The sequence below is a fragment of the Noviherbaspirillum massiliense JC206 genome (genome assembly GCF_000312045.1).
Classification (GTDB): Bacteria; Pseudomonadota; Gammaproteobacteria; order Burkholderiales; family Burkholderiaceae_D; genus Noviherbaspirillum; species Noviherbaspirillum massiliense.
In genome coordinates this window covers 309,095-325,630 of the sequence record NZ_HE978635.1, presented here as the reverse complement: position 1 = coordinate 325,630, position 16,536 = coordinate 309,095, and the positions used below count along the sequence as shown (strand labels likewise).

The window sequence follows — 16,536 nt, the reverse complement described above, 5'->3', positions numbered from 1 at the left end:
TCCTTTCCGTGGTTAAGGACAGCGGTTGGTGGACTGCAGCATTTCTTGTGTCCGCGGCTCGGAGCTCCATTGACGCGGCTCCTCCGCCCGGATGCTTCTGTCTACTTCACATGAACTGACCATCTCGCGCGGAGTGCCCCTATGCGGATGCTCCTCGATTCACTCCTGTCCGATTGCGAACCGTCAGCTCGCAATCTCCCGCAAGCGCTTGTCTTGCCTGCGCGTCAGGCGCTCGATGTCGGCAATGTCGGCGGCAGTCAGCTTCGGCCCTGGCTTGCGCAATGCTGCGGAAGCGATCACGCCACGCTGGGCCAGGATATGCTTCCGGACGGCGAGCCCGATGCCGGCCTGCTGCTCGTAGCGTGCCAGCGGCAGATAGGCATCGAAAATGTCATGCGCTTTTTCGATGTCGCCAGCGGCGTGCGCCTTGCACACGTCCACCATCATTTCGGGATAGGCAAAGCCGGTCATGGCACCGTCGGCGCCGCGCGTCAGTTCTTCCGGCAGGAACAAGCCGCCGCCATTGCCGGTCAGGATGGAAATGCGCTTGATTTCGCCCTTGTCGCTGGCGGCGCGGATCGCCGACAGCTTGTTCAAGCCCGGCGAATCCTCGTGCTTGAGCATCACGCAGGTCGGGGAATTCTTGAGGATGCGCAAAACCACCGGAGTCGACATTTGCACGCCGGTCGATACCGGATGGTCCTGCAGGACCCACGGCACTTGCGCGCCGAGTGTCTCATTCACCATGTCGAAATAGGCAAGGATCTGGTCGTCGGTGCGCACTGTCGACGGCGGCGCCACCATGACGCCGGACGCGCCCATGTCCATCACGCTTTGCGTCAACTCGCGCATCGGGGCAAAGCCGGGGGCCGATGCACCGACCACGACTGGCACCCGCCCGCCGACGCGAGCCAGAACACGGCGCACGAAGGTGCGGGACTCTTCGGCAGTCAGCTTGGTGGCTTCGCCCAGGATGCCAAGGATGGTCATGCCATTGACGCCGCTTTCCAGATAAAAATCGACCATGCGGTCAGTGCTTGCCAGGTCGAGAGCACCGCTTTCGGTAAAAGGGGTGACGGCGATGATGAAAACGCCCTTGGTCGAGGTATTAATTGTGTTCATGCGAGTCTCCTGTAGAGGGCGGGAAAAGAATGGAAAACCGGAAAATTCCGCCGCTTGGGTAAGTTCGGCAGACAGTTTAGCAAACCCGTGTCGATATCCGGGCTATCCCGGCAGTTTCAGGTTGAAACGCACCGACAGCAGGCGCATGGTGCAGGTCACGAAGATGCTGACGATCAGGGCGCCGGCCTGGAATGCTTCGAACCGTTCCAGGATGAGATAGGTCCAGCAGCCGGCGAAGGAACAGGTGGCGTACAGGTGGCCGCGCCGGAACACCAGTGGAATTTCATTGCAGACCACATCGCGCAGCACCCCGCCGAAAATACCGGTGATGACGCCCATCATGACGCACACGAATATCGGCATGCCGGCGTGTTCCGCCATGGAGGCACCGAGCGCGCTGAACAAGCCGAGCCCGAGCGCATCCGCGACGATGATGATCTTTTCCGAGAGCGAGGTGCGCAGGTGGCGCAGGAAAGGCGTCACCACCAGTGCCAGCACGAACACAAGCAGCGTATATTCCTGATGCTCCACCCAGAACAGGGGCCTGCGGTCGAGCAAAAGGTCGCGCAGGGTGCCGCCGCCAAAGGCGGTGATGAAGGCAACGGTGAACACGCCGACCAGGTCCATGTCCCTGCGGCTGGCTTCGATGAAGCCGGAAAAGGCGAACGCCAGGATGCCGCATACTTCGATGACCTGTAGCACGGTATTCATGCCCGACTGTACATCCAAGGCCACGGTTTCCCCTTTTTTCGATGAACTTGAGCTCATTCTGCCTTGCAGAGCGACGGCAATATTGACGCAAGGCGGAGCTGCAGGCAACCGCGGCATGCGTGTTTGATCGGAAAGAGGCGGGACGGGTCGCGTTGGTCATAGCCGGACTGTGGACATGAGCACGGCGGGCGTGCCCGCGATGGCCCGCAGTCAGGTCTGCACACCAGCGGGAACCTCGACTGCAGGCAACTATCGGGGCATTTATTGGGGTAGCCTGTCGTCGCCCTGCGCTCGGCTGCCTGAGGAATGCAAGGAGAAGAGCTGTGCTAAGCGCTCAAATCCCGGCATACCATTGATAGCCGTTGCTGTCTTCCCAGTAGCCGCCCTTGCCGCCGTGGATGTCATCCAGGCGGGACGCGAGTTCGATGCGCATCAGGTATTTCGCATGCTTGTAGCCGAGCTGCCGTTCCACCCGCAGGCGCACCGGCGCGCCATTTGCAATCGGCAGCGGCGTATCGTTCAATTCATAGGCAAGAATAGTTTGCGGATGCCAGGCATCTTCCATGTCGATGCTCTCGTAATACAAGGCCCTGCCTCCGCTCTCCATCGGGTCGGCGCAGTGAAACACCACGAATCTCGCTTCCGGCAGCGGATGGGCCGCTTCCAGGACGCGAGCGAGGTTTGGTCCCTTCCACTTGCCGATCGCGCTCCAGCCTTCCACGCAATCGTGTCGGGTGATCTGGGTTCGCGCCGGCATGGCGCGCAGCTGCGCCAGTGAAAAGCGCGTCGGAGTTTGCACCAGTCCATCGACCTGCAATGCCCAGTCCCGGAAGCCGTTGCGCGCCAGTTCCTGATAAGCCGGGTTGTCGGGATTGCTCGTGCCGTTGCTGCGGAAATGCGGGGAAAGATCGGCTTCCGTGAATTCCTGCGCCATCGAATGCCGGGGCAGCAGGGCCTTGTGTGCCTGGCGGCTCAGACTTTCCCCGAGATTGAGCAGCCTGGGGAACCAGGCAGTGCTGCCGAGCCGATCGCAGCCGGCGAGCAGCAGCACGCCCATTCCGCCGAGCGAGTGCCGGAAAAACCGCCGCCTGCCGTCATCCCGCGGACCCACGCTAATCCCTTCTTTCCGGAATACGGTAATAGCCCGTGATCATGGAACGCAGATGGTTCCAGAATCCGCTCACAATCACTTCGAATACATGCACCAGCACGAATGCCAGCAGCAGCCAGGCAAGGATGAAGTGGATGCTGCGTGCCGACTGCCGCCCTCCGAACCAGCCCACCCATCCGGTGATGACGGTATCAAGCATCGGCGACATGGCCATGCCCATCAGGATGATCAAGGGCAGCAGGATGAAGATCACCAGCAGGTAAGCCAGCTTTTGCAGGACGTTGTAATGCCTGGCCGCCTCTCCGTGCGGATGCTTCAGGAGCAGATGGTCCTTGATGGATCTTCCAATTCCGCTCAGGTCTGCTGTCGTCGGCAGCAAGTCACGCCGCACATGCCCGCCCAGGATGGCATACAGCACATAGGTCACGCCATTGATGACCAGCAGCCAGGCAAAGAAGAAATGCCAGGAACGTGCCGACGCCAGCGAGTAATAGCCGGGAATCGTAAGCCAGTGCGGAAAGGCATGCGCATTCACGCTGCCGTCCTTCTGCCGCGACACGCCGAGGAAGCCGGTGGTCTCGAATTCATGCCGGCCCAGGCGAAGCACGCCCTTCTTTCCTTCCGCTGCGTCGGCTGCAGCGATCTGCAGGAAGGCCGGGCTGCCGCTGTACGAGGAATCGCCCCAGTACAGGGCGGGATGGGCATTGAAGATGGCTAGGCCGCTCATGAAAAGGATGGTGAGGCAGATCACATTGATCCAGTGCATGATACGAACCGGCAAGCGATGCCGGTAGTACAGACTGGTCCCGGTTCCGGCTGCAAGCGTAGCCCTGCCATTCAATGTATCAACAGCTGAGGATTTGTCGTGCATGGTCGCCTGCCGGTCCCGACTTTCCTGCTTCGAATGGCGCTGTCCGGGTTTGGTTCAGGGAAGCGATGCGGGCTGCTTGTGCTTGCTCATGGCCCTACCACCAGGAGCTTTCGCGTATTGCCAGCAGTAGCGCCAGATGTACCGGATAGTAAACGTAGAACAGATAGCGCCAGCGCGGAATCGGCAACTCGACCTTGCCAGCGGCAAAAATCAGCGGCATGGCAGCCACCGACCAGAAGTTGCGGTTCACCACATATAGCAAGGCAGCCGTGATGAGCCACAGCACCAGGCGCGGAGCGAACTGCTTCCTGCAATACCACCATGCAGCAAGGAAAAAGGATAAGCCGAACCACCAGTAATCGACCAGCGTGCCGCCGGCTGCAAACACCACGGCCGCCACCATGATGCGGCGGGGGCCGCCCTGATCGAGCAGCCAGGACACACCAGTGCAGACCAGCAGGGTGAACATGATGTTGAGGGGACGCCAGCCATCGTCAAGCAGTGCGACATAGAAGGGCATGGCGACGATTCCGGCGATCAGCAGTCGCTTCATCGCCCGGCCATGCAGGCCACGCTGCAAGGCGCCCGGCCGCGCGAGATTGTACGCAAGCACGAATTCGAAGAGCGGCATGGCGATGCGGCCGATGTCGAACATCCATCGCTGCTCGCGATCGAGCAGGAAAGTATTCACATGGTCGATCGTCATCAGGACCAGTGCCAGCCATTTCAGGGCTTCGAGCGTTCCGTCCGGAATTTTAAGGCGCGGAACACGCTTGTCAGTGTGGCCTGAGGTGGGTTCATTCTTGCTGGAAGCGCTTGTTTCCATGATGCGTTTCACCTCTTCGCACCAGATGCAGCAGGGTCCGCGCACTGCGCGCGGTGCGCGCCCTGGATTGCAGTTTGGCTCGCGTCTGCCTGCATGCTAGGATTTATTATCCACAGGAGGTGACCATGTACCGGAAAATCCTCAGTGCCGAAGAAATCCGGCAACACGTCCAGCAGCTCGTCAATGCCATTCCCGAAGTCGTGCAAGACAATGCCGTTGTCAACGTACCCTTGCCCCAATGGCAGGAACCCGATGAAAGTGGTTGCAACTGGAACATGAAGTCTTTCACCGGGGTAAGGGACTACGACCGCGACATCCGCGCGCTGCTGGAACAGGCACGGGAAAGCTATAACCTGCCGCAGTGATTGCCGAGCCTAAGCCTGCCTCGGTGTTCTCGGCGCGCTCACCCGCCTGTCCTGGATTTCAAACAGCGCCATTCCGGCAAGCATGGAAAGCACGAACACGAGCGCCTTGCTGCCGCCAATGGCAAGCGATGCCAGCGCAGGCCCCGGGCAGTAGCCAACCAGGCTCCAGCCGATACCGAATACGAGCGCACCGAAGACCAGGCGGCGATCGATATGGCGCGCGGTCGGCAATTGCATGGCATTGCCAAGCAAGGCCGTGGAGCGCCGCCCCGCAACGAGGAAGGCCGGGAAAGCGACCAGGATCGCGCCTCCCATCACGAAAGCCAGCGATGGATCCCAGCTTCCGGCCAGGTCGAGAAAGCCGAGAACCTTGGCGGGATTGATCATGCCGGACAACAGTAGTCCCAGGCCGAACACCAGGCCTGCGATAAAGGCAGTCAAGGCTTGCATGATGCTTCCTTAAAAAAGATGGCGCACGACGAAGACGGTCGCGAATCCGGCCGCCATGAATACGGCGGTCGCGGCCAGCGAACGCGGCGAACGGCGCGACAGACCGCAGACACCATGCCCGCTGGTACAGCCCGCGCCATAGCGGGTTCCGACGCCAACCAGCAAGCCGGCAATCATCACCACCGGCATGCCGGCATCGATCTGTATGGCAGGCAAGGTCGCAACGAGGCCATACGCCAGAGGAGCCAGCACCAGCCCGAGGAGAAAGGCAAGGCGCCAGCTGCTGTCGCCGGATGCCGGACGCAACAGGCCGCCCGCGATGCCGCTGATGCCGGCGATTCTGCCGTTCAACAGGATCAGCATCGCCGCCGCCAAACCGATCAGCACGCCGCCGGCGAGCGAAGCCCAAGGTGTGAAATGGGTCCAGTCGATCATCATTTCCTGCCTCCTTTGCCGTCCTTGCAGAACAGCTTGTACAGCACTTGCAGCACTGCCAGCGCTTCCTTGCTTGCGATGCTGTAATAGATCTGCTTGCCTTCACGCCGGGTGCTCACCAATTCCTCTTCGCGCAACACCGTCAGTTGCTGCGACAAGGTAGGCTGGCGAATGCCGGTCAGGCTTTCCAGTTCGCTGACGCAATACTCACCCTGGCTCAGCTGGCAAAGCAGCAGCAGGCGGTCCGGATTGGCCAGAACCTTGAGCAAGCCGCATGCCTGCAATGCGGCAGCCTGCAAGGCTTCTGGGTCGATGCTGCGGTCAATTTTCGGCATGGTTCCTGCCGACATCCTTGCAGATGGCCGGCTTTGTTTTAGTATATTTAATTATATAATGTTTTTTCATGGATCGAGCCCGCGCAGGCTGCTCTTCTCTGGTGAACCAAATATGGGGGACCATCATGATTTTCCGCCAGCTATTCGAACCCGTGTCGAGCACCTATACCTATTTGCTGGGTTGCGAGCACACCGGGCAGGCAGTCCTGATCGATCCGGTGATTTCGTCGATGGAGCGCGACCTCGCGGAAGTCCGCAGTCTCGGTCTTACATTGGCTTACAGCATTGATACCCACATTCATGCCGACCACATCACGGCCGCGCTCGAATTGAAAAAAGCGACCGGCAGCAGGATCGCTGCGCCGGCCTGGGACCGCCTGCCCTGCACCGATGTCGGCATCGAAGAAGGCAAGCCGTTTCAGGTTGGCTCGATCGTCCTGCAACCCCTGCACACGCCGGGCCACACCGATGGGCATTTCGCCTACCTGCTCGGCGACCGCGTATTCACGGGCGACGCCCTTCTCATCGACGGCTGCGGCCGCACTGATTTCCAGAATGGCGATGCGGAAACCTTGTACAAGAGCGTGACGGAAAAACTTTTCAAGCTGCCGGATGAGTGCCTGGTATACCCGGCGCATGACTATCAGGGCAGGCGGGTGTCGTGCATCGGACAGGAAAAATCGCGCAATCCGCGCCTCGGCAAGGAACGCACGCTGGAGGAATTCAAGGCCATCATGGCGAACCTGAAGCTGCCGTACCCGACATTCATCGATTACGCCGTGCCCGGCAATCGCCAGTGCGGCGTATGTCCGTCCGAGGTACCGGACGATTTGCGCAAGTACTGCGTACAGATGACGTGCAGTCCGCAAGGATGAAAAACAGGGGAAAGGAAGGCGTCACGGGACGACGCGGCGAGATGTGGGTGGTGGCGCAGGCAGTGCTGCTGCTACTGATCGTGCTGGCGCCGCAGTCCGGCCCTTACTGGGCGGAGTCCAGCCTGTATCGCTTCTTCGGCGGGGTGCTGCTTGTTGCGGGAATGGCGCTGCTGGCGTGGAGCGCCGCGAAGCTGGGGCATTCGCTGACACCCTTTCCCCGCCCTGTTCCGGAAGGTCGCCTCGTTACCAGCGGCCCGTATCGCGTGGTACGGCATCCGAGCTATCTCGGCGTCCTGCTGGCTGCGTGCGGATTCGCGTTCGCAACGGCGAATCCGCTGCGCATGGTGCTGACCGTGCTGCTCTTCGTGTTTTTCGACCTGAAGGCGCGCAGGGAAGAACGCTGGCTGCAGGAACAATATCCGGAATATGCGGCTTACAAGTCGCGTGTGCGCAAACTGATTCCCGGGCTTTACTGACCGCCGGCCGCGCTGCCATTCGCATCCTGTTCCCATCCGCCGCCCAGCGCCAGGAACAAGGCTACCTGGTCAGTGGCCAGCTGCGCATCCGATACGCTCAATGCGATTTCGGCGCTCGCCAGCGTGCGGTCGGCGTCCAGCGTGGTCAGGAAATCGGTACGGCCGTAGCGATACAAGGTGCGGGCCTGGCTGGCTGCAAGCGCGCTCTGGTCGCGGGCTTCCTTGAGCGAGGCATTACGGTCGAGCTCGCGCGCGTACACGGCAAGCGCGCTTTCGGTTTCGCGCAAGGCGTTCAGTACCGCGCCATCGAAGTGCGCCAGGGCCGCATCGCTGCCGGCCTCGGCCTGGGCGATGCGGCTGCGCGCCGTGCCGGTGGCCGGCAATGTCCATGAAATCAGCGGACCGAAACTCCAGCGGAAAGCGTTCGCATCACCGAACTGGCTCAGCATGCCGGTGCTGCCGGCGGAAAGCCCGAGGTTGATGCTGGGATAAAGATCGGCAGTGGCCACGCCGATACGGGCGGTGGCGCTGGCCAGAGCGCGCTCGGCCTGGCGGATGTCGGGACGGCGGCGCAGCAACGCGGCGCCGTCACCGACCGGAATGGGGTCGGCAAGCTTCGGCGGCACCGTGCATTGCTCGATGTCGGCAGGCAAAGTCCCCGGCACTTCCCCGGTCAGCACCGCCAGCCGGTACAGTGCGCTGCGGCGCTGCGCCTGCAGCGGCGGCACTGCCGCGCGCAGTTGCTCGAGCTGGCTGCGCGCGCGGCTGAGATCGAGCACCGTGCCGCGTCCGGCATGCACGCGCTGTTCATTCATTTCCAGGAATTGCTGCTGCAGGTCGACCGAGTGCTGCGCCACCTTGATCTGTTGCCCGGCGGAGCACATGTCGGCGTAGGCGCGTGCCGTATCCGCTGCCACCGTAATGCGCACCAGGTCGTACGCCGCCTGCGCCGCCTGCACATCGGCACCGGCGGCTTCGACCGCCCGCCTGATCTTTCCGAACAAGTCGACCTGGTAAGACGCACTGATGCCGGCGTCGTGGGTCCACATGTCCGGCAAGGGTTCCGGCAATCCCTTGGCAGCCGCCGAGGCGCGGCCAAATGCAGGCGCGGCGCTAACGCCGACCGTCGGGCGGCGCGCCGTTTCCGTCTCGCCCAGCACGGCGCGGGCGCGCGCCAGGTTGGCGGAGGCCGCGCGCAAATCGGTATTGGCGGCAAACGCCTTTTCGATCAGCCGGTCCAGCTTGTCATCGCGGTACAGCCGCCACCATTGCGACGGCAGCGGCTCGGTACGAAATGCAGACTCTTCCGAACCGGCGAGGGCGGCGGAAGCGCTGCTGCGGTTGACGACGGCCTGTGGCGGAACCCGGTAGTCGGGACCGACCGTGGTACAGGCAAGGAGCATCGCGCTCAGGGCAGACACCAGGGCGAGCGCACTCGCCCTGCGCAGGGTCATTTCACGGAACATCATGATGCGGAAGCGGAAGTCTGATGCAAGGCGGCATGCGTATCGGGAGCGTGGATCTCGACGGTGGCAGTCCGGCCTGCGACCAGGCGCACCGAGTCCGGCACGCGGTCGAGCGCAATGCGCACGGGAATGCGCTGCGCCAGCCGTACCCAGTTAAAGGTGGGATTGACGTTGGGCAGGAGGTTGGTGCCGGTGCTGCGGTCGCGGTCGGTGATGCCTTCCGCGAAGCTGTCCACATGGCCGGCCAGCGGCTGCCGCTCGCCCATCAGGGATACCGATGCCGGATCACCTACATGAATATGCGGCAGCTTGGTTTCCTCGAAATAGCCTTCGACATAGAAGGAGCCGCGGTCGACCAGCGCCAGCACCGGATGGCCCGCGGTCACATAAGCGCCGGCCTGCAGGTCGAGGTTGGTGACATAACCGTTGACGCTGGAGACCACCCGTGTGCGTTCGAGATTGAGACGGGCAAGGTCGCGGTTGACGATGGCCTGGGCCAGCGCGGCGCGCGCCTGTTCCACCCGCGACTGGCCCTGCTCGCGCACTTCCTGCGCAACCAGTTTGCCCAGTTCGGTGTTGCGGCGCGCTTCCTTGGTGGCCTGCGCCAGCGCAGTGCGCTGCGCCTGCTCGGAGGCCTCGGCCTGGCGCAGCGCCAGTTCGAAGCGCGCGCGGTCGATCTCGAACAGGGGCTCGCCAGCGCGGACCGGCTGGTTGTCGTGCACGTAGACCGCCGTCACCTGACCGGTGACGTCGGGCGCGATCTGCACGACGTTGGCCCGGACGCGGCCGTCGCGCGTCCAGGGCTCGACTTCATAACGCTGCCAAAGCTGCCAGCCAACCGCAAGCGCGATGGCAACGGCCGACAAGGTGAAGGCAATCCTGCCGAGAGCGGGAAATGAGACTTTCATGACCATATCAAAACAAACCGGGAGTTAGGAATACGAAGCCGCCGAGGAGAATGACAAACAGCGCGAAGTCGAACAGCGCCGGGTGCCAGACCAGACGATACAGGCCGAAGCGCGCAAAGGTGGCGCTGAGGAGACGATTGCAGGCAAGCGCCAGCAGCGTCACCACCAGCAGCCGGGGAACATAAACGCCGTAAAGGCTGATTTCGCCGATCATCGGCCCTCCTTTTCTTCTTCATGTACCAGCGCCCGGTAGGCGGGCGCGTCGGGGAACAGGTCACGACGGATACCGACCAGCGCAGCCACTGATTCCTGCTGTTCCGCCCCTGGCCGGGATGTGCATACCGCGCGCAGGCTTGCATCGAGCCGCTCGAGCAGCGCCGATGCGGGCTGGTTGGGCTCACCATGGCGCAGGCTGAAATGGTCGGATAGCATATCCATCAGGGGCCGCAGGCTCACGCCCTCCAGCTCGAAGCGCGCTTCGATGCGACGCAGCTGCGCCATGTTCAAGCCGGCCCGCAAGTCGCTCAGTGCATCGACCGCGCTCAGATCCTGCTGCGGCCCGGCCATTGCCAGCCGCGGGGTGAGCAGTGCGATCCGGTCCATCATGCGCGCCGATACCTCGGAGACCGATGGCGCGCGCGCAGCCTTGGCGAGGGCCGCCAGTTCCGCCCATCCTGCCCGCAGCAGGCGGCGCGCAGTCCATTCTGCGCTGACCGAACGGAACAGCCGGTTGATCAGCACTGCTATCAGCATCCCGGCAATCTGGCCGAGCATGCTATTGATGAACGACACCATGTCCAGGGTGTTGGTGTCCTGCAGGCTCAGCATGCCGGCCACGCCCATTACCACTGCCATGGCGGATCCCATGGTGGCAGGCCGCGCGACGAAAATGCCGAGCGCCAGAAAAACCGGCGCAGTAGCCAGTACCAGCATCTCGAAGCTGTGCACTGCCGGCAATACCACCAGCAGGTAGATCGCGGAAATCGGAATCGACAGCACCGTGTAATTCAGGAACAGCTTGATGCCGGGCACCGGGTCGTCCTGCGTCGCGAAGAAGCAGCAAAAGACGGCCGTCATCATGGCCGCAGCGGATCCGGCCGGCCATGCGGTCAGGATCCAGAAAGCGGAGCACGCGATGATCGCCAGCACCGCCGCCGATGCAGACAGGATGGCCATGCCATGATCGCGATGCAGCACGCGCGGCGACAAGGCTGACAGCCGACGCAGCTCGGGCGGATGCGCGCCGTGCAATCCCGCATCGATGTGATTGCGCAAGGTCCGGCAGTCTTCGCCCACGTCCACCAGCGCACGCAGGCGCGCCGCCAGATTGACCTTCAGCACGTCGCTCCAGGACGCCTCGCTGCCGATGCGCGGGGTGATGTCTGCAATTACCGCCCGCAGTTGCATCGCCCGCTCGGCCGTAACGCCTTCGCCACCCTGGCTCCATTCCGTGATTTCGCCGAGCAACTGCTGCCAGCGAGGCGACAGCGACGCGCCGTCCAGCCGGTGCAAGGTGCGCAACCGGTCTTCCACGGCCGAAATGATCGGCACCATCATCGCCAGCCGGTCCTGCAATGCATGGATGGCATTCGCCGTCCAGCGCAGGTGCGAAGTATCAAACGGAAGATGGGTAGCCATCAGCCGCAATTCGGTAATGTCGCCGGCCAGCGCGCGCCGGTCGCGCGAACCCTGGGCTGCCGATTCGAGATGCAGCGCATCCCGTACCCAGCGCCTGGCATCACCGATGGCACGGTCCAGCCGCGCCAGCAGCACCGGGCCCAGGCTCTGCGGCAGCACGAGACTGTGAACCACCGTTGCACAAGTGATCCCAAGGATGATTTCCTCGACCCGTGCCAGGCCGACATCGAAGATCGTCGCCGGCTCCGATACTGCCGGAAAGCCGATCAGCGCTGCGGTATACCCGGCCAGCATGAACACATAGGAACGCGGCGTGCGGTCGAGCAGCGAAATATAAAGGCAAAGACCGACCCAGCATGCCATTGCCAGTGTCAGCAGCTCCGGGGAATTGGCCAGGCCCGGGACCAGCAATATGGTGCCGATCGAGCCGAGAATCGTGCCGCTCATCCGGAATATGGCTTTGGAGCGCACCGCGCCTGCCAAAGGACTGGCAACCACATAGGCTGTCGTCATCGACCAGAACGGACGCGGCAAACCGATGCGCAGGGCGAGATACAGCGCCAGCATGGACGCCGCAAAACATTTCAGGGAAAACAGGATTTCCGCGGCAGTAGGCAGCTTCACGATGCTTTCTGTCCGGCAGACGAATCCTGCAACTGGCGGATCGAGGCATCGAGGGCCTGCAGCACGCGCATGCATGCTTCTATGTCATCCCGCGCGACGCCTGCGAACAGGTTGCGGCGAAAGGGAATCAGCGCCTTTTCCAGCCGTGCGGCGCAGCGCCGTCCTTCGGCTGTGAGGTGCAGCGTCTTGGCGCGACGGTCATTGGCATCTTCGCGCCGCTCCACAAGCCCGGCATCGACCAGCTGGTCGAGCACGCGCACGACCGACGAAGGCTCCAGTCCCAGGGCATCCGCAACCGTGCCAGGCCGCACGCCGTCACCCAGCCGCCCGATCATGAGGACAGGCCATGCACTGGCCTGCGACAGTCCGAAATCGGCCACCATCCTGTCGGCAGCCGATTTGTAGGCGCGCGACACGTGGCCAAGCGTCATGGTGATGTTCATCAGCGCGTGGTCGAGGTTCTGCATGCGGCTAGCGGCAATTTAGTTTGCATGTGAAATATTACCATGAAAAGTAAATCGAAGTGAACCCGCATGCTGCCCCGGAAACACCATCCAGACTCGGAAGAAGCGGGAAAGCTGAAAAAAAGGCAAGCAGCCGATGCCGCTGCGATTGCCGGCCCGTGCATTCGGCGGCACCAGCTCCTGCTATCGGCTCGGCTCGTCGATTGCAATAAAAAATCGCCTCTGGCGGACGATTCCACTTGGATACTCCGGCTGGCCGAACTAGCATGAAGTGCAGGGCCGAGTTCTTTGGCGGGTTACCGAAGTGATCTAGTCAACTGATCCCCGGCATCATTGATCTTGACCACGAAAGCTTCTACGGACGCTCATTCACTTGGGTAACCTGAGGTTGTCGCTTTCCGCAACCGGCAGTTCCTCATCGGGCAAAAGTCCTGCGGGCCCGGTCCGTCCGACCGGGCTTTTTCATGCGCTTCCGCCGTACAAGCAGCGGGGCTGTGACCCCGATCGGTTTACGGACCACTATGTCCGCCTGCCTGGGCCTTGCCGCTTGGGAGAATTTCCACCTTCAGCCAGCCGGGACGCCGCAAGTCGAATGCCTTGTAGGCATCGATCACCGAATCCATCGGTTCCACCTGCGTCACCAGCCGGGTCGGGTCGAAGCCGCCGGTCTGGACCAGTTCGATCAGGCGCGGAATGTATTTGCGGTGGTTGCAGTTTCCCATCTTGATGGTGAGATTCTTGTTCATCGCCATGCCGATCGGGAAAAACGTATCGCTGGGTGGATAAACACCGATGATGGCGAGCGTGCCCGCCTTGGCCAGGGCTTTGATGGCCCATTGCTGGGCTTGCGACGGCGCCTGCCCCGGATGCCAGTTGGCACCTTGCGGATGCTGCTCGGGCGCGACTTGCTGCACTTCCTGCTGAAACGCCTGCTGCTTTTGCCGGGCAGCCGCCGCGGCCGGTCCATGCTGCGGGCATTCCGCATCGACGCCGACGGCATCGATGGCACGATCGACACCTATGCCGCCCGTCATATTCTTGATTGCCTGGATCGGATCTTCTTCCTCGAAATTGATCACTTCCGCGCCCTGCTGGCGTGCCATGTCGAGCCGATCCGGTATGCGGTCAATCGCAAAAATCCTTCCCGCAACCATCAGCTTGGCAGAGGCAATGGCGAATTGGCCGACCGGACCACAGCCGAACACGGCAACGGTATGACCTGGATGAATGTCGGCCAGGTCGGCGCCGAAGTAGCCGGTCGGGAAAATGTCCGACAGCAGGATCGCCTGTTCATCGTTGATCTCGTCCGGCAGCTTGATCAGATTGACATTGGCAAACGGAATGCGCGCCTTTTCCGCCTGCAATCCGTGAAAGGGACCCGTCGCCTTCGGACCGCCATAGAAGGCGGTGCCGGCGGAAGAGCCGTTCGGATTGGCATTGTCGCACTGCGCGTAATAGCCTTCCCGGCAGTACGAGCAAATGCCGCAGGCGATAGTGGAGGGGATCACCACCCGGTCGCCGGCCACGATATTGCGCACCCCGCCCCCGACCTGTTCCACGATGCCGATGCCTTCATGGCCAAGGATGGTGCCTTCCTGCATCCCGGCAAAGGTGCCGCGCACGAAATGCAGGTCGGTGCCGCAAATGGCGCTCGCCGTCAGCCGCACGATCGCATCCGTCGGCTGTTCGATCTTCGGTTCCGGCACGTCTTCCAGCCGGATGTCGCCCACGCTGTGATAAACCACTGCCTTCATGAATCCCTCCATTGCCGTGCGATGGAAAATGGACGAGCCATGCAAGGAAGGTGCCGATGGCGGCCGATTGCCTGCAGGCCAGAGGGGAATTAATCGGCCATGCAGCGGACAAATCCTTCATGAAAGAGTGAGCCGCAAGGAGCGCGTATGACGATGACCAGCAGCCAGGGTGCGATCTGGAAACAGATCGCGCAAGTGTATGACCAGTGGGATCCGGAACGGCACCGGCTGATGCCGGTCAAGGAACTCAGCGACAAGCTGCCGACCGTGCCGCCCGAAATGATCGGGGAAACCCTGGCCCAGGCCGCCTCCGATCAGCTGGCGGAACTTGGGAGCATCGGCGAAAACCCGGAATTCCGACCGCTGACCAAGCAAGCCTGAACAGCTGTCGGCGATTGCCCCTGTCGCTCGCGCTCAGCTTCCCTGCCCCGGCACCGGATATTCCGGTGGCGCAGGATCGGGAATGATTTCCGGCCCCTGCGGCGTATCCGGACTTGCGGGATCGGGTGGCAATGCCGGAATTTCCGGGCCGGGCCGGTGCGTCGGCTCGATTTCGGGCTCCGGCCTGGGAATCGTCGGCACCTCCGGCGGCGATCGTACCGGGTCCTGCTCCGGCGGCTGATGTTCCGTCACTGTCATTTTCTCCATTCGGTCGGGCGTGTCCATTCGTCTGCGGCCCCTGTGCGATTTGTAGATTTGTCCGGGGGTATGGCGGAATTACACGGACGAGCGTCCTGCTTCGAGCCGCTGCGCCAAGGGCTTGCTCCGTGTGTTCCCACAAATGCCGCCTGCGTGCATCGCCGCTGCGGCAAGTCATACCAAGCATCACAAGCATCATTCACGCCAGCGCTTCGGGTGGCACGAGGACCGGGAGGCACGGTTTGTGCAAAAGCAGTCGGGTTACCCCCAAGGAGAATGTCATGCCAGCAGGAGCCAGCCAGAAACGCGAACATGAATACAAGCAGTTGGAACGCAGGTTCAAGCAGGAAGGCCGCTACAAGGGTCGCGAAGATGAAGTAGCAGCCCGCATCGTCAACAAGCAGCGCGCGCAATACGGAGAAACCCGGGTAGAAAAGCAGAAGGACCGCGCGGGCAGGTCGCCCGACCGCAAACTGCCCATCGCGGATTACCAGCATCTGACCATTCCGCAGATCCGGGCCGAACTCGATTCCCTGTCGCGCAGGGACATCGAAAAAATCCGGGCCTATGAAGCCGAACACAAGAACCGCAAAGGCCTGATGTCGGTGCTGGAGCGGCGCCTGCATCACTGACCGGCTGCCGCGCCGATTTTCCGTCTGGAGCTTTCCATGAACCTGCAAAGACTCAAGGGCGAAATTGCGCTCGTGACCGGCGCCGATTCCGGCATCGGGCAAGCCACTGCGATCGCCTTCGCCCGCGAAGGCGCGGACGTGGCCATCACTTATTTCCGCGACCGCGCCGGCGCCGAACATACCGCGCGCGAAATCGAAGCCGCCGGCAGGAAGGCAGCGGTGTTCCAGCTCGACCAGCGCGACTCGCAGGCAGTGGCGCAACTCTTTCGCGACCTGGGGAGTGGCCCCGGCATGCCTACCATCCTGGTCAACAATGCCGGCATCAATTCCATCGGCAAGCATGTGAAGGACATGACCGACGAGGAATGGGACAACGTTATCCGCACCAACCTGTATGGCCCCTTCTACTGCTGCCGCGAATTCATTCGCGGCCTGGAGGGCAGCGACCGCCACGGCTGCATCATCAACATCACCAGCGTGCATCAGGAAATTCCGAATGCGGGGGCCGCCGGTTATGACAGTTCCAAGGGCGGTTTGCGCAACCTGACCACCACGCTTGCGCTCGAACTTGCCGACAAGAACATCAATGTGAACAATATCGCGCCCGGCATGATTCTGACGCCAATGAACCAGAAGGCAGTCGACGACGCGGCAGTGCGTGACAAGAAGGCGCAATCGATCCCGATGAAGCGCGCCGGGATGCCGGAGGAAATCGCGCATGCCGCGGTGTTCCTGGCTTCCGAGCACGCGCGCTACATTCACGGCACGACCATCGTGATCGATGGCGCATTGATGCTGTTCCAGGGCCAGGGGGCGTAATCCGCTATTCCATCC

Annotated in this window: 21 protein-coding genes; 6 read left to right on the top strand and 15 right to left on the bottom strand. The window is 62.2% G+C overall.

Annotation, left to right across the window (positions count from 1 at the left end):
- Positions 1-183: 183 nt before the first annotated feature.
- The 5 genes from HGHM_RS17145 to HGHM_RS17125 all read right to left on the bottom strand — a co-directional run bounded on the left by HGHM_RS17145 (position 184) and on the right by HGHM_RS17125 (position 4,641).
- Positions 184-1,122 (bottom strand): dihydrodipicolinate synthase family protein, encoded by a 939-nt coding sequence (locus HGHM_RS17145; protein ID WP_019142790.1) that lies wholly within the window; start codon positions 1,120-1,122, stop codon positions 184-186.
- A gap of 102 nt (positions 1,123-1,224) precedes the next feature.
- Complete coding sequence (locus HGHM_RS17140; RefSeq protein WP_034349318.1) at positions 1,225-1,833, bottom strand: trimeric intracellular cation channel family protein; 609 nt, start codon at positions 1,831-1,833, stop codon at positions 1,225-1,227.
- Positions 1,834-2,167: 334 nt separating this feature from the next.
- On the bottom strand, positions 2,168-2,944 hold the full coding sequence (locus tag HGHM_RS17135) for a molybdopterin-binding protein (protein WP_034349217.1): 777 nt from the start codon (positions 2,942-2,944) through the stop codon (positions 2,168-2,170).
- Position 2,945: 1 nt separating this feature from the next.
- The gene (locus tag HGHM_RS17130) at positions 2,946-3,815 is read right to left on the bottom strand and encodes a cytochrome b/b6 domain-containing protein (RefSeq protein ID WP_019142787.1); all 870 of its coding nucleotides are present in this window, start codon (positions 3,813-3,815) and stop codon (positions 2,946-2,948) included.
- A gap of 94 nt (positions 3,816-3,909) precedes the next feature.
- Complete coding sequence (locus tag HGHM_RS17125) at positions 3,910-4,641, bottom strand: TraX family protein (protein WP_026076140.1); 732 nt, start codon at positions 4,639-4,641, stop codon at positions 3,910-3,912.
- 125 nt (positions 4,642-4,766) lie between these two features.
- Here HGHM_RS17125 and HGHM_RS17120 point away from each other — a divergent pair, with 125 nt between their 5' ends.
- Positions 4,767-5,006 (top strand): hypothetical protein, encoded by a 240-nt coding sequence (locus HGHM_RS17120; protein ID WP_019142785.1) that lies wholly within the window; start codon positions 4,767-4,769, stop codon positions 5,004-5,006.
- 9 nt (positions 5,007-5,015) lie between these two features.
- On the opposite strand, the gene HGHM_RS17115 is transcribed toward HGHM_RS17120, so the two are convergent.
- The 3 genes from HGHM_RS17115 to HGHM_RS17105 are packed head-to-tail and all read right to left on the bottom strand — an operon-like array spanning position 5,016 to position 6,226.
- Positions 5,016-5,456 (bottom strand): DUF6691 family protein, encoded by a 441-nt coding sequence (locus HGHM_RS17115; protein ID WP_019142784.1) that lies wholly within the window; start codon positions 5,454-5,456, stop codon positions 5,016-5,018.
- A 9-nt stretch (positions 5,457-5,465) separates the two neighbouring features.
- Positions 5,466-5,894 (bottom strand): YeeE/YedE family protein, encoded by a 429-nt coding sequence (locus HGHM_RS17110; protein WP_026076138.1) that lies wholly within the window; start codon positions 5,892-5,894, stop codon positions 5,466-5,468.
- Positions 5,891-6,226, bottom strand: coding sequence for an ArsR/SmtB family transcription factor (locus HGHM_RS17105; protein WP_034349317.1), 336 nt, complete (start codon positions 6,224-6,226; stop codon positions 5,891-5,893). The genes HGHM_RS17110 and HGHM_RS17105 overlap by 4 nt, the downstream gene beginning before the upstream one ends.
- Before the next feature lie 125 nt (positions 6,227-6,351).
- Here HGHM_RS17105 and HGHM_RS17100 point away from each other — a divergent pair, with 125 nt between their 5' ends.
- Together HGHM_RS17100 and HGHM_RS17095 are read left to right on the top strand one after the other, a co-directional pair.
- Positions 6,352-7,101, top strand: coding sequence for an MBL fold metallo-hydrolase (locus HGHM_RS17100; protein WP_019142781.1), 750 nt, complete (start codon positions 6,352-6,354; stop codon positions 7,099-7,101).
- A complete protein-coding gene (locus HGHM_RS17095) occupies positions 7,098-7,577 on the top strand; it encodes a methyltransferase family protein (RefSeq protein ID WP_026076137.1) in 480 nt (159 codons plus the stop codon). Before HGHM_RS17100 ends, HGHM_RS17095 begins: the two co-directional genes overlap by 4 nt.
- Here HGHM_RS17095 and HGHM_RS17090 read toward each other — a convergent pair.
- The 6 genes from HGHM_RS17090 to HGHM_RS17060 form a co-directional block, all read right to left on the bottom strand.
- Positions 7,571-9,031: an efflux transporter outer membrane subunit gene (locus tag HGHM_RS17090; RefSeq protein ID WP_034349316.1), complete on the bottom strand. Its 1,461-nt coding sequence runs from the start codon at positions 9,029-9,031 to the stop codon at positions 7,571-7,573. The two genes, HGHM_RS17095 and HGHM_RS17090, sit on opposite strands and share 7 nt — an antisense overlap.
- 11 nt (positions 9,032-9,042) lie before the next feature.
- Positions 9,043-9,951, bottom strand: coding sequence for an efflux RND transporter periplasmic adaptor subunit (locus tag HGHM_RS17085; protein WP_019142778.1), 909 nt, complete (start codon positions 9,949-9,951; stop codon positions 9,043-9,045).
- Positions 9,952-9,958: 7 nt separating this feature from the next.
- On the bottom strand, positions 9,959-10,165 hold the full coding sequence (locus tag HGHM_RS17080; RefSeq protein WP_019142777.1) for a DUF1656 domain-containing protein: 207 nt from the start codon (positions 10,163-10,165) through the stop codon (positions 9,959-9,961).
- A complete protein-coding gene (locus HGHM_RS21715) occupies positions 10,162-12,213 on the bottom strand; it encodes an FUSC family protein (protein ID WP_019142776.1) in 2,052 nt (683 codons plus the stop codon). The genes HGHM_RS17080 and HGHM_RS21715 overlap by 4 nt, the downstream gene beginning before the upstream one ends.
- Positions 12,210-12,680 (bottom strand): MarR family winged helix-turn-helix transcriptional regulator, encoded by a 471-nt coding sequence (locus HGHM_RS17070; protein WP_019142775.1) that lies wholly within the window; start codon positions 12,678-12,680, stop codon positions 12,210-12,212. Before HGHM_RS17070 ends, HGHM_RS21715 begins: the two co-directional genes overlap by 4 nt.
- Positions 12,681-13,186: 506 nt before the next feature.
- Positions 13,187-14,431: a zinc-dependent alcohol dehydrogenase gene (locus HGHM_RS17060; RefSeq protein WP_026076135.1), complete on the bottom strand. Its 1,245-nt coding sequence runs from the start codon at positions 14,429-14,431 to the stop codon at positions 13,187-13,189.
- A 147-nt stretch (positions 14,432-14,578) separates the two neighbouring features.
- Here HGHM_RS17060 and HGHM_RS17055 point away from each other — a divergent pair, with 147 nt between their 5' ends.
- On the top strand, positions 14,579-14,812 hold the full coding sequence (locus tag HGHM_RS17055; protein WP_019142772.1) for a hypothetical protein: 234 nt from the start codon (positions 14,579-14,581) through the stop codon (positions 14,810-14,812).
- 33 nt (positions 14,813-14,845) lie between these two features.
- Here HGHM_RS17055 and HGHM_RS17050 read toward each other — a convergent pair whose 3' ends face one another.
- A complete protein-coding gene (locus HGHM_RS17050; protein ID WP_148415738.1) occupies positions 14,846-15,079 on the bottom strand; it encodes a hypothetical protein in 234 nt (77 codons plus the stop codon).
- A 272-nt stretch (positions 15,080-15,351) separates the two neighbouring features.
- Here HGHM_RS17050 and HGHM_RS17045 point away from each other — a divergent pair, with 272 nt between their 5' ends.
- A complete protein-coding gene (locus HGHM_RS17045) occupies positions 15,352-15,702 on the top strand; it encodes a hypothetical protein (protein WP_019142770.1) in 351 nt (116 codons plus the stop codon).
- Between the two features lie 36 nt (positions 15,703-15,738).
- Entirely contained in the window at positions 15,739-16,521 is a 783-nt protein-coding gene (locus tag HGHM_RS17040) for an SDR family NAD(P)-dependent oxidoreductase (RefSeq protein ID WP_019142769.1), read from the top strand.
- Positions 16,522-16,536 lie beyond the last annotated feature (15 nt).

Coding starts and splice junctions, on each gene's coding strand:
- HGHM_RS17145 (WP_019142790.1), bottom strand. CDS start 1,122: ATGAACACAATTAATACCTCGACCAAGGGCGTTTTCATCATCGCCGTC.
- HGHM_RS17140 (WP_034349318.1), bottom strand. CDS start 1,833: ATGAATACCGTGCTACAGGTCATCGAAGTATGCGGCATCCTGGCGTTC.
- HGHM_RS17130 (WP_019142787.1), bottom strand. CDS start 3,815: ATGCACGACAAATCCTCAGCTGTTGATACATTGAATGGCAGGGCTACG.
- HGHM_RS17125 (WP_026076140.1), bottom strand. CDS start 4,641: ATGGAAACAAGCGCTTCCAGCAAGAATGAACCCACCTCAGGCCACACT.
- HGHM_RS17120 (WP_019142785.1), top strand. CDS start 4,767: ATGTACCGGAAAATCCTCAGTGCCGAAGAAATCCGGCAACACGTCCAG.
- HGHM_RS17115 (WP_019142784.1), bottom strand. CDS start 5,456: ATGCAAGCCTTGACTGCCTTTATCGCAGGCCTGGTGTTCGGCCTGGGA.
- HGHM_RS17110 (WP_026076138.1), bottom strand. CDS start 5,894: ATGATGATCGACTGGACCCATTTCACACCTTGGGCTTCGCTCGCCGGC.
- HGHM_RS17105 (WP_034349317.1), bottom strand. CDS start 6,226: ATGCCGAAAATTGACCGCAGCATCGACCCAGAAGCCTTGCAGGCTGCC.
- HGHM_RS17100 (WP_019142781.1), top strand. CDS start 6,352: ATGATTTTCCGCCAGCTATTCGAACCCGTGTCGAGCACCTATACCTAT.
- HGHM_RS17095 (WP_026076137.1), top strand. CDS start 7,098: ATGAAAAACAGGGGAAAGGAAGGCGTCACGGGACGACGCGGCGAGATG.
- HGHM_RS17090 (WP_034349316.1), bottom strand. CDS start 9,031: ATGACCCTGCGCAGGGCGAGTGCGCTCGCCCTGGTGTCTGCCCTGAGC.
- HGHM_RS17085 (WP_019142778.1), bottom strand. CDS start 9,951: ATGAAAGTCTCATTTCCCGCTCTCGGCAGGATTGCCTTCACCTTGTCG.
- HGHM_RS17080 (WP_019142777.1), bottom strand. CDS start 10,165: ATGATCGGCGAAATCAGCCTTTACGGCGTTTATGTTCCCCGGCTGCTG.
- HGHM_RS17070 (WP_019142775.1), bottom strand. CDS start 12,680: ATGCAGAACCTCGACCACGCGCTGATGAACATCACCATGACGCTTGGC.
- HGHM_RS17060 (WP_026076135.1), bottom strand. CDS start 14,431: ATGAAGGCAGTGGTTTATCACAGCGTGGGCGACATCCGGCTGGAAGAC.
- HGHM_RS17055 (WP_019142772.1), top strand. CDS start 14,579: ATGACGATGACCAGCAGCCAGGGTGCGATCTGGAAACAGATCGCGCAA.
- HGHM_RS17050 (WP_148415738.1), bottom strand. CDS start 15,079: ATGGAGAAAATGACAGTGACGGAACATCAGCCGCCGGAGCAGGACCCG.
- HGHM_RS17045 (WP_019142770.1), top strand. CDS start 15,352: ATGCCAGCAGGAGCCAGCCAGAAACGCGAACATGAATACAAGCAGTTG.
- HGHM_RS17040 (WP_019142769.1), top strand. CDS start 15,739: ATGAACCTGCAAAGACTCAAGGGCGAAATTGCGCTCGTGACCGGCGCC.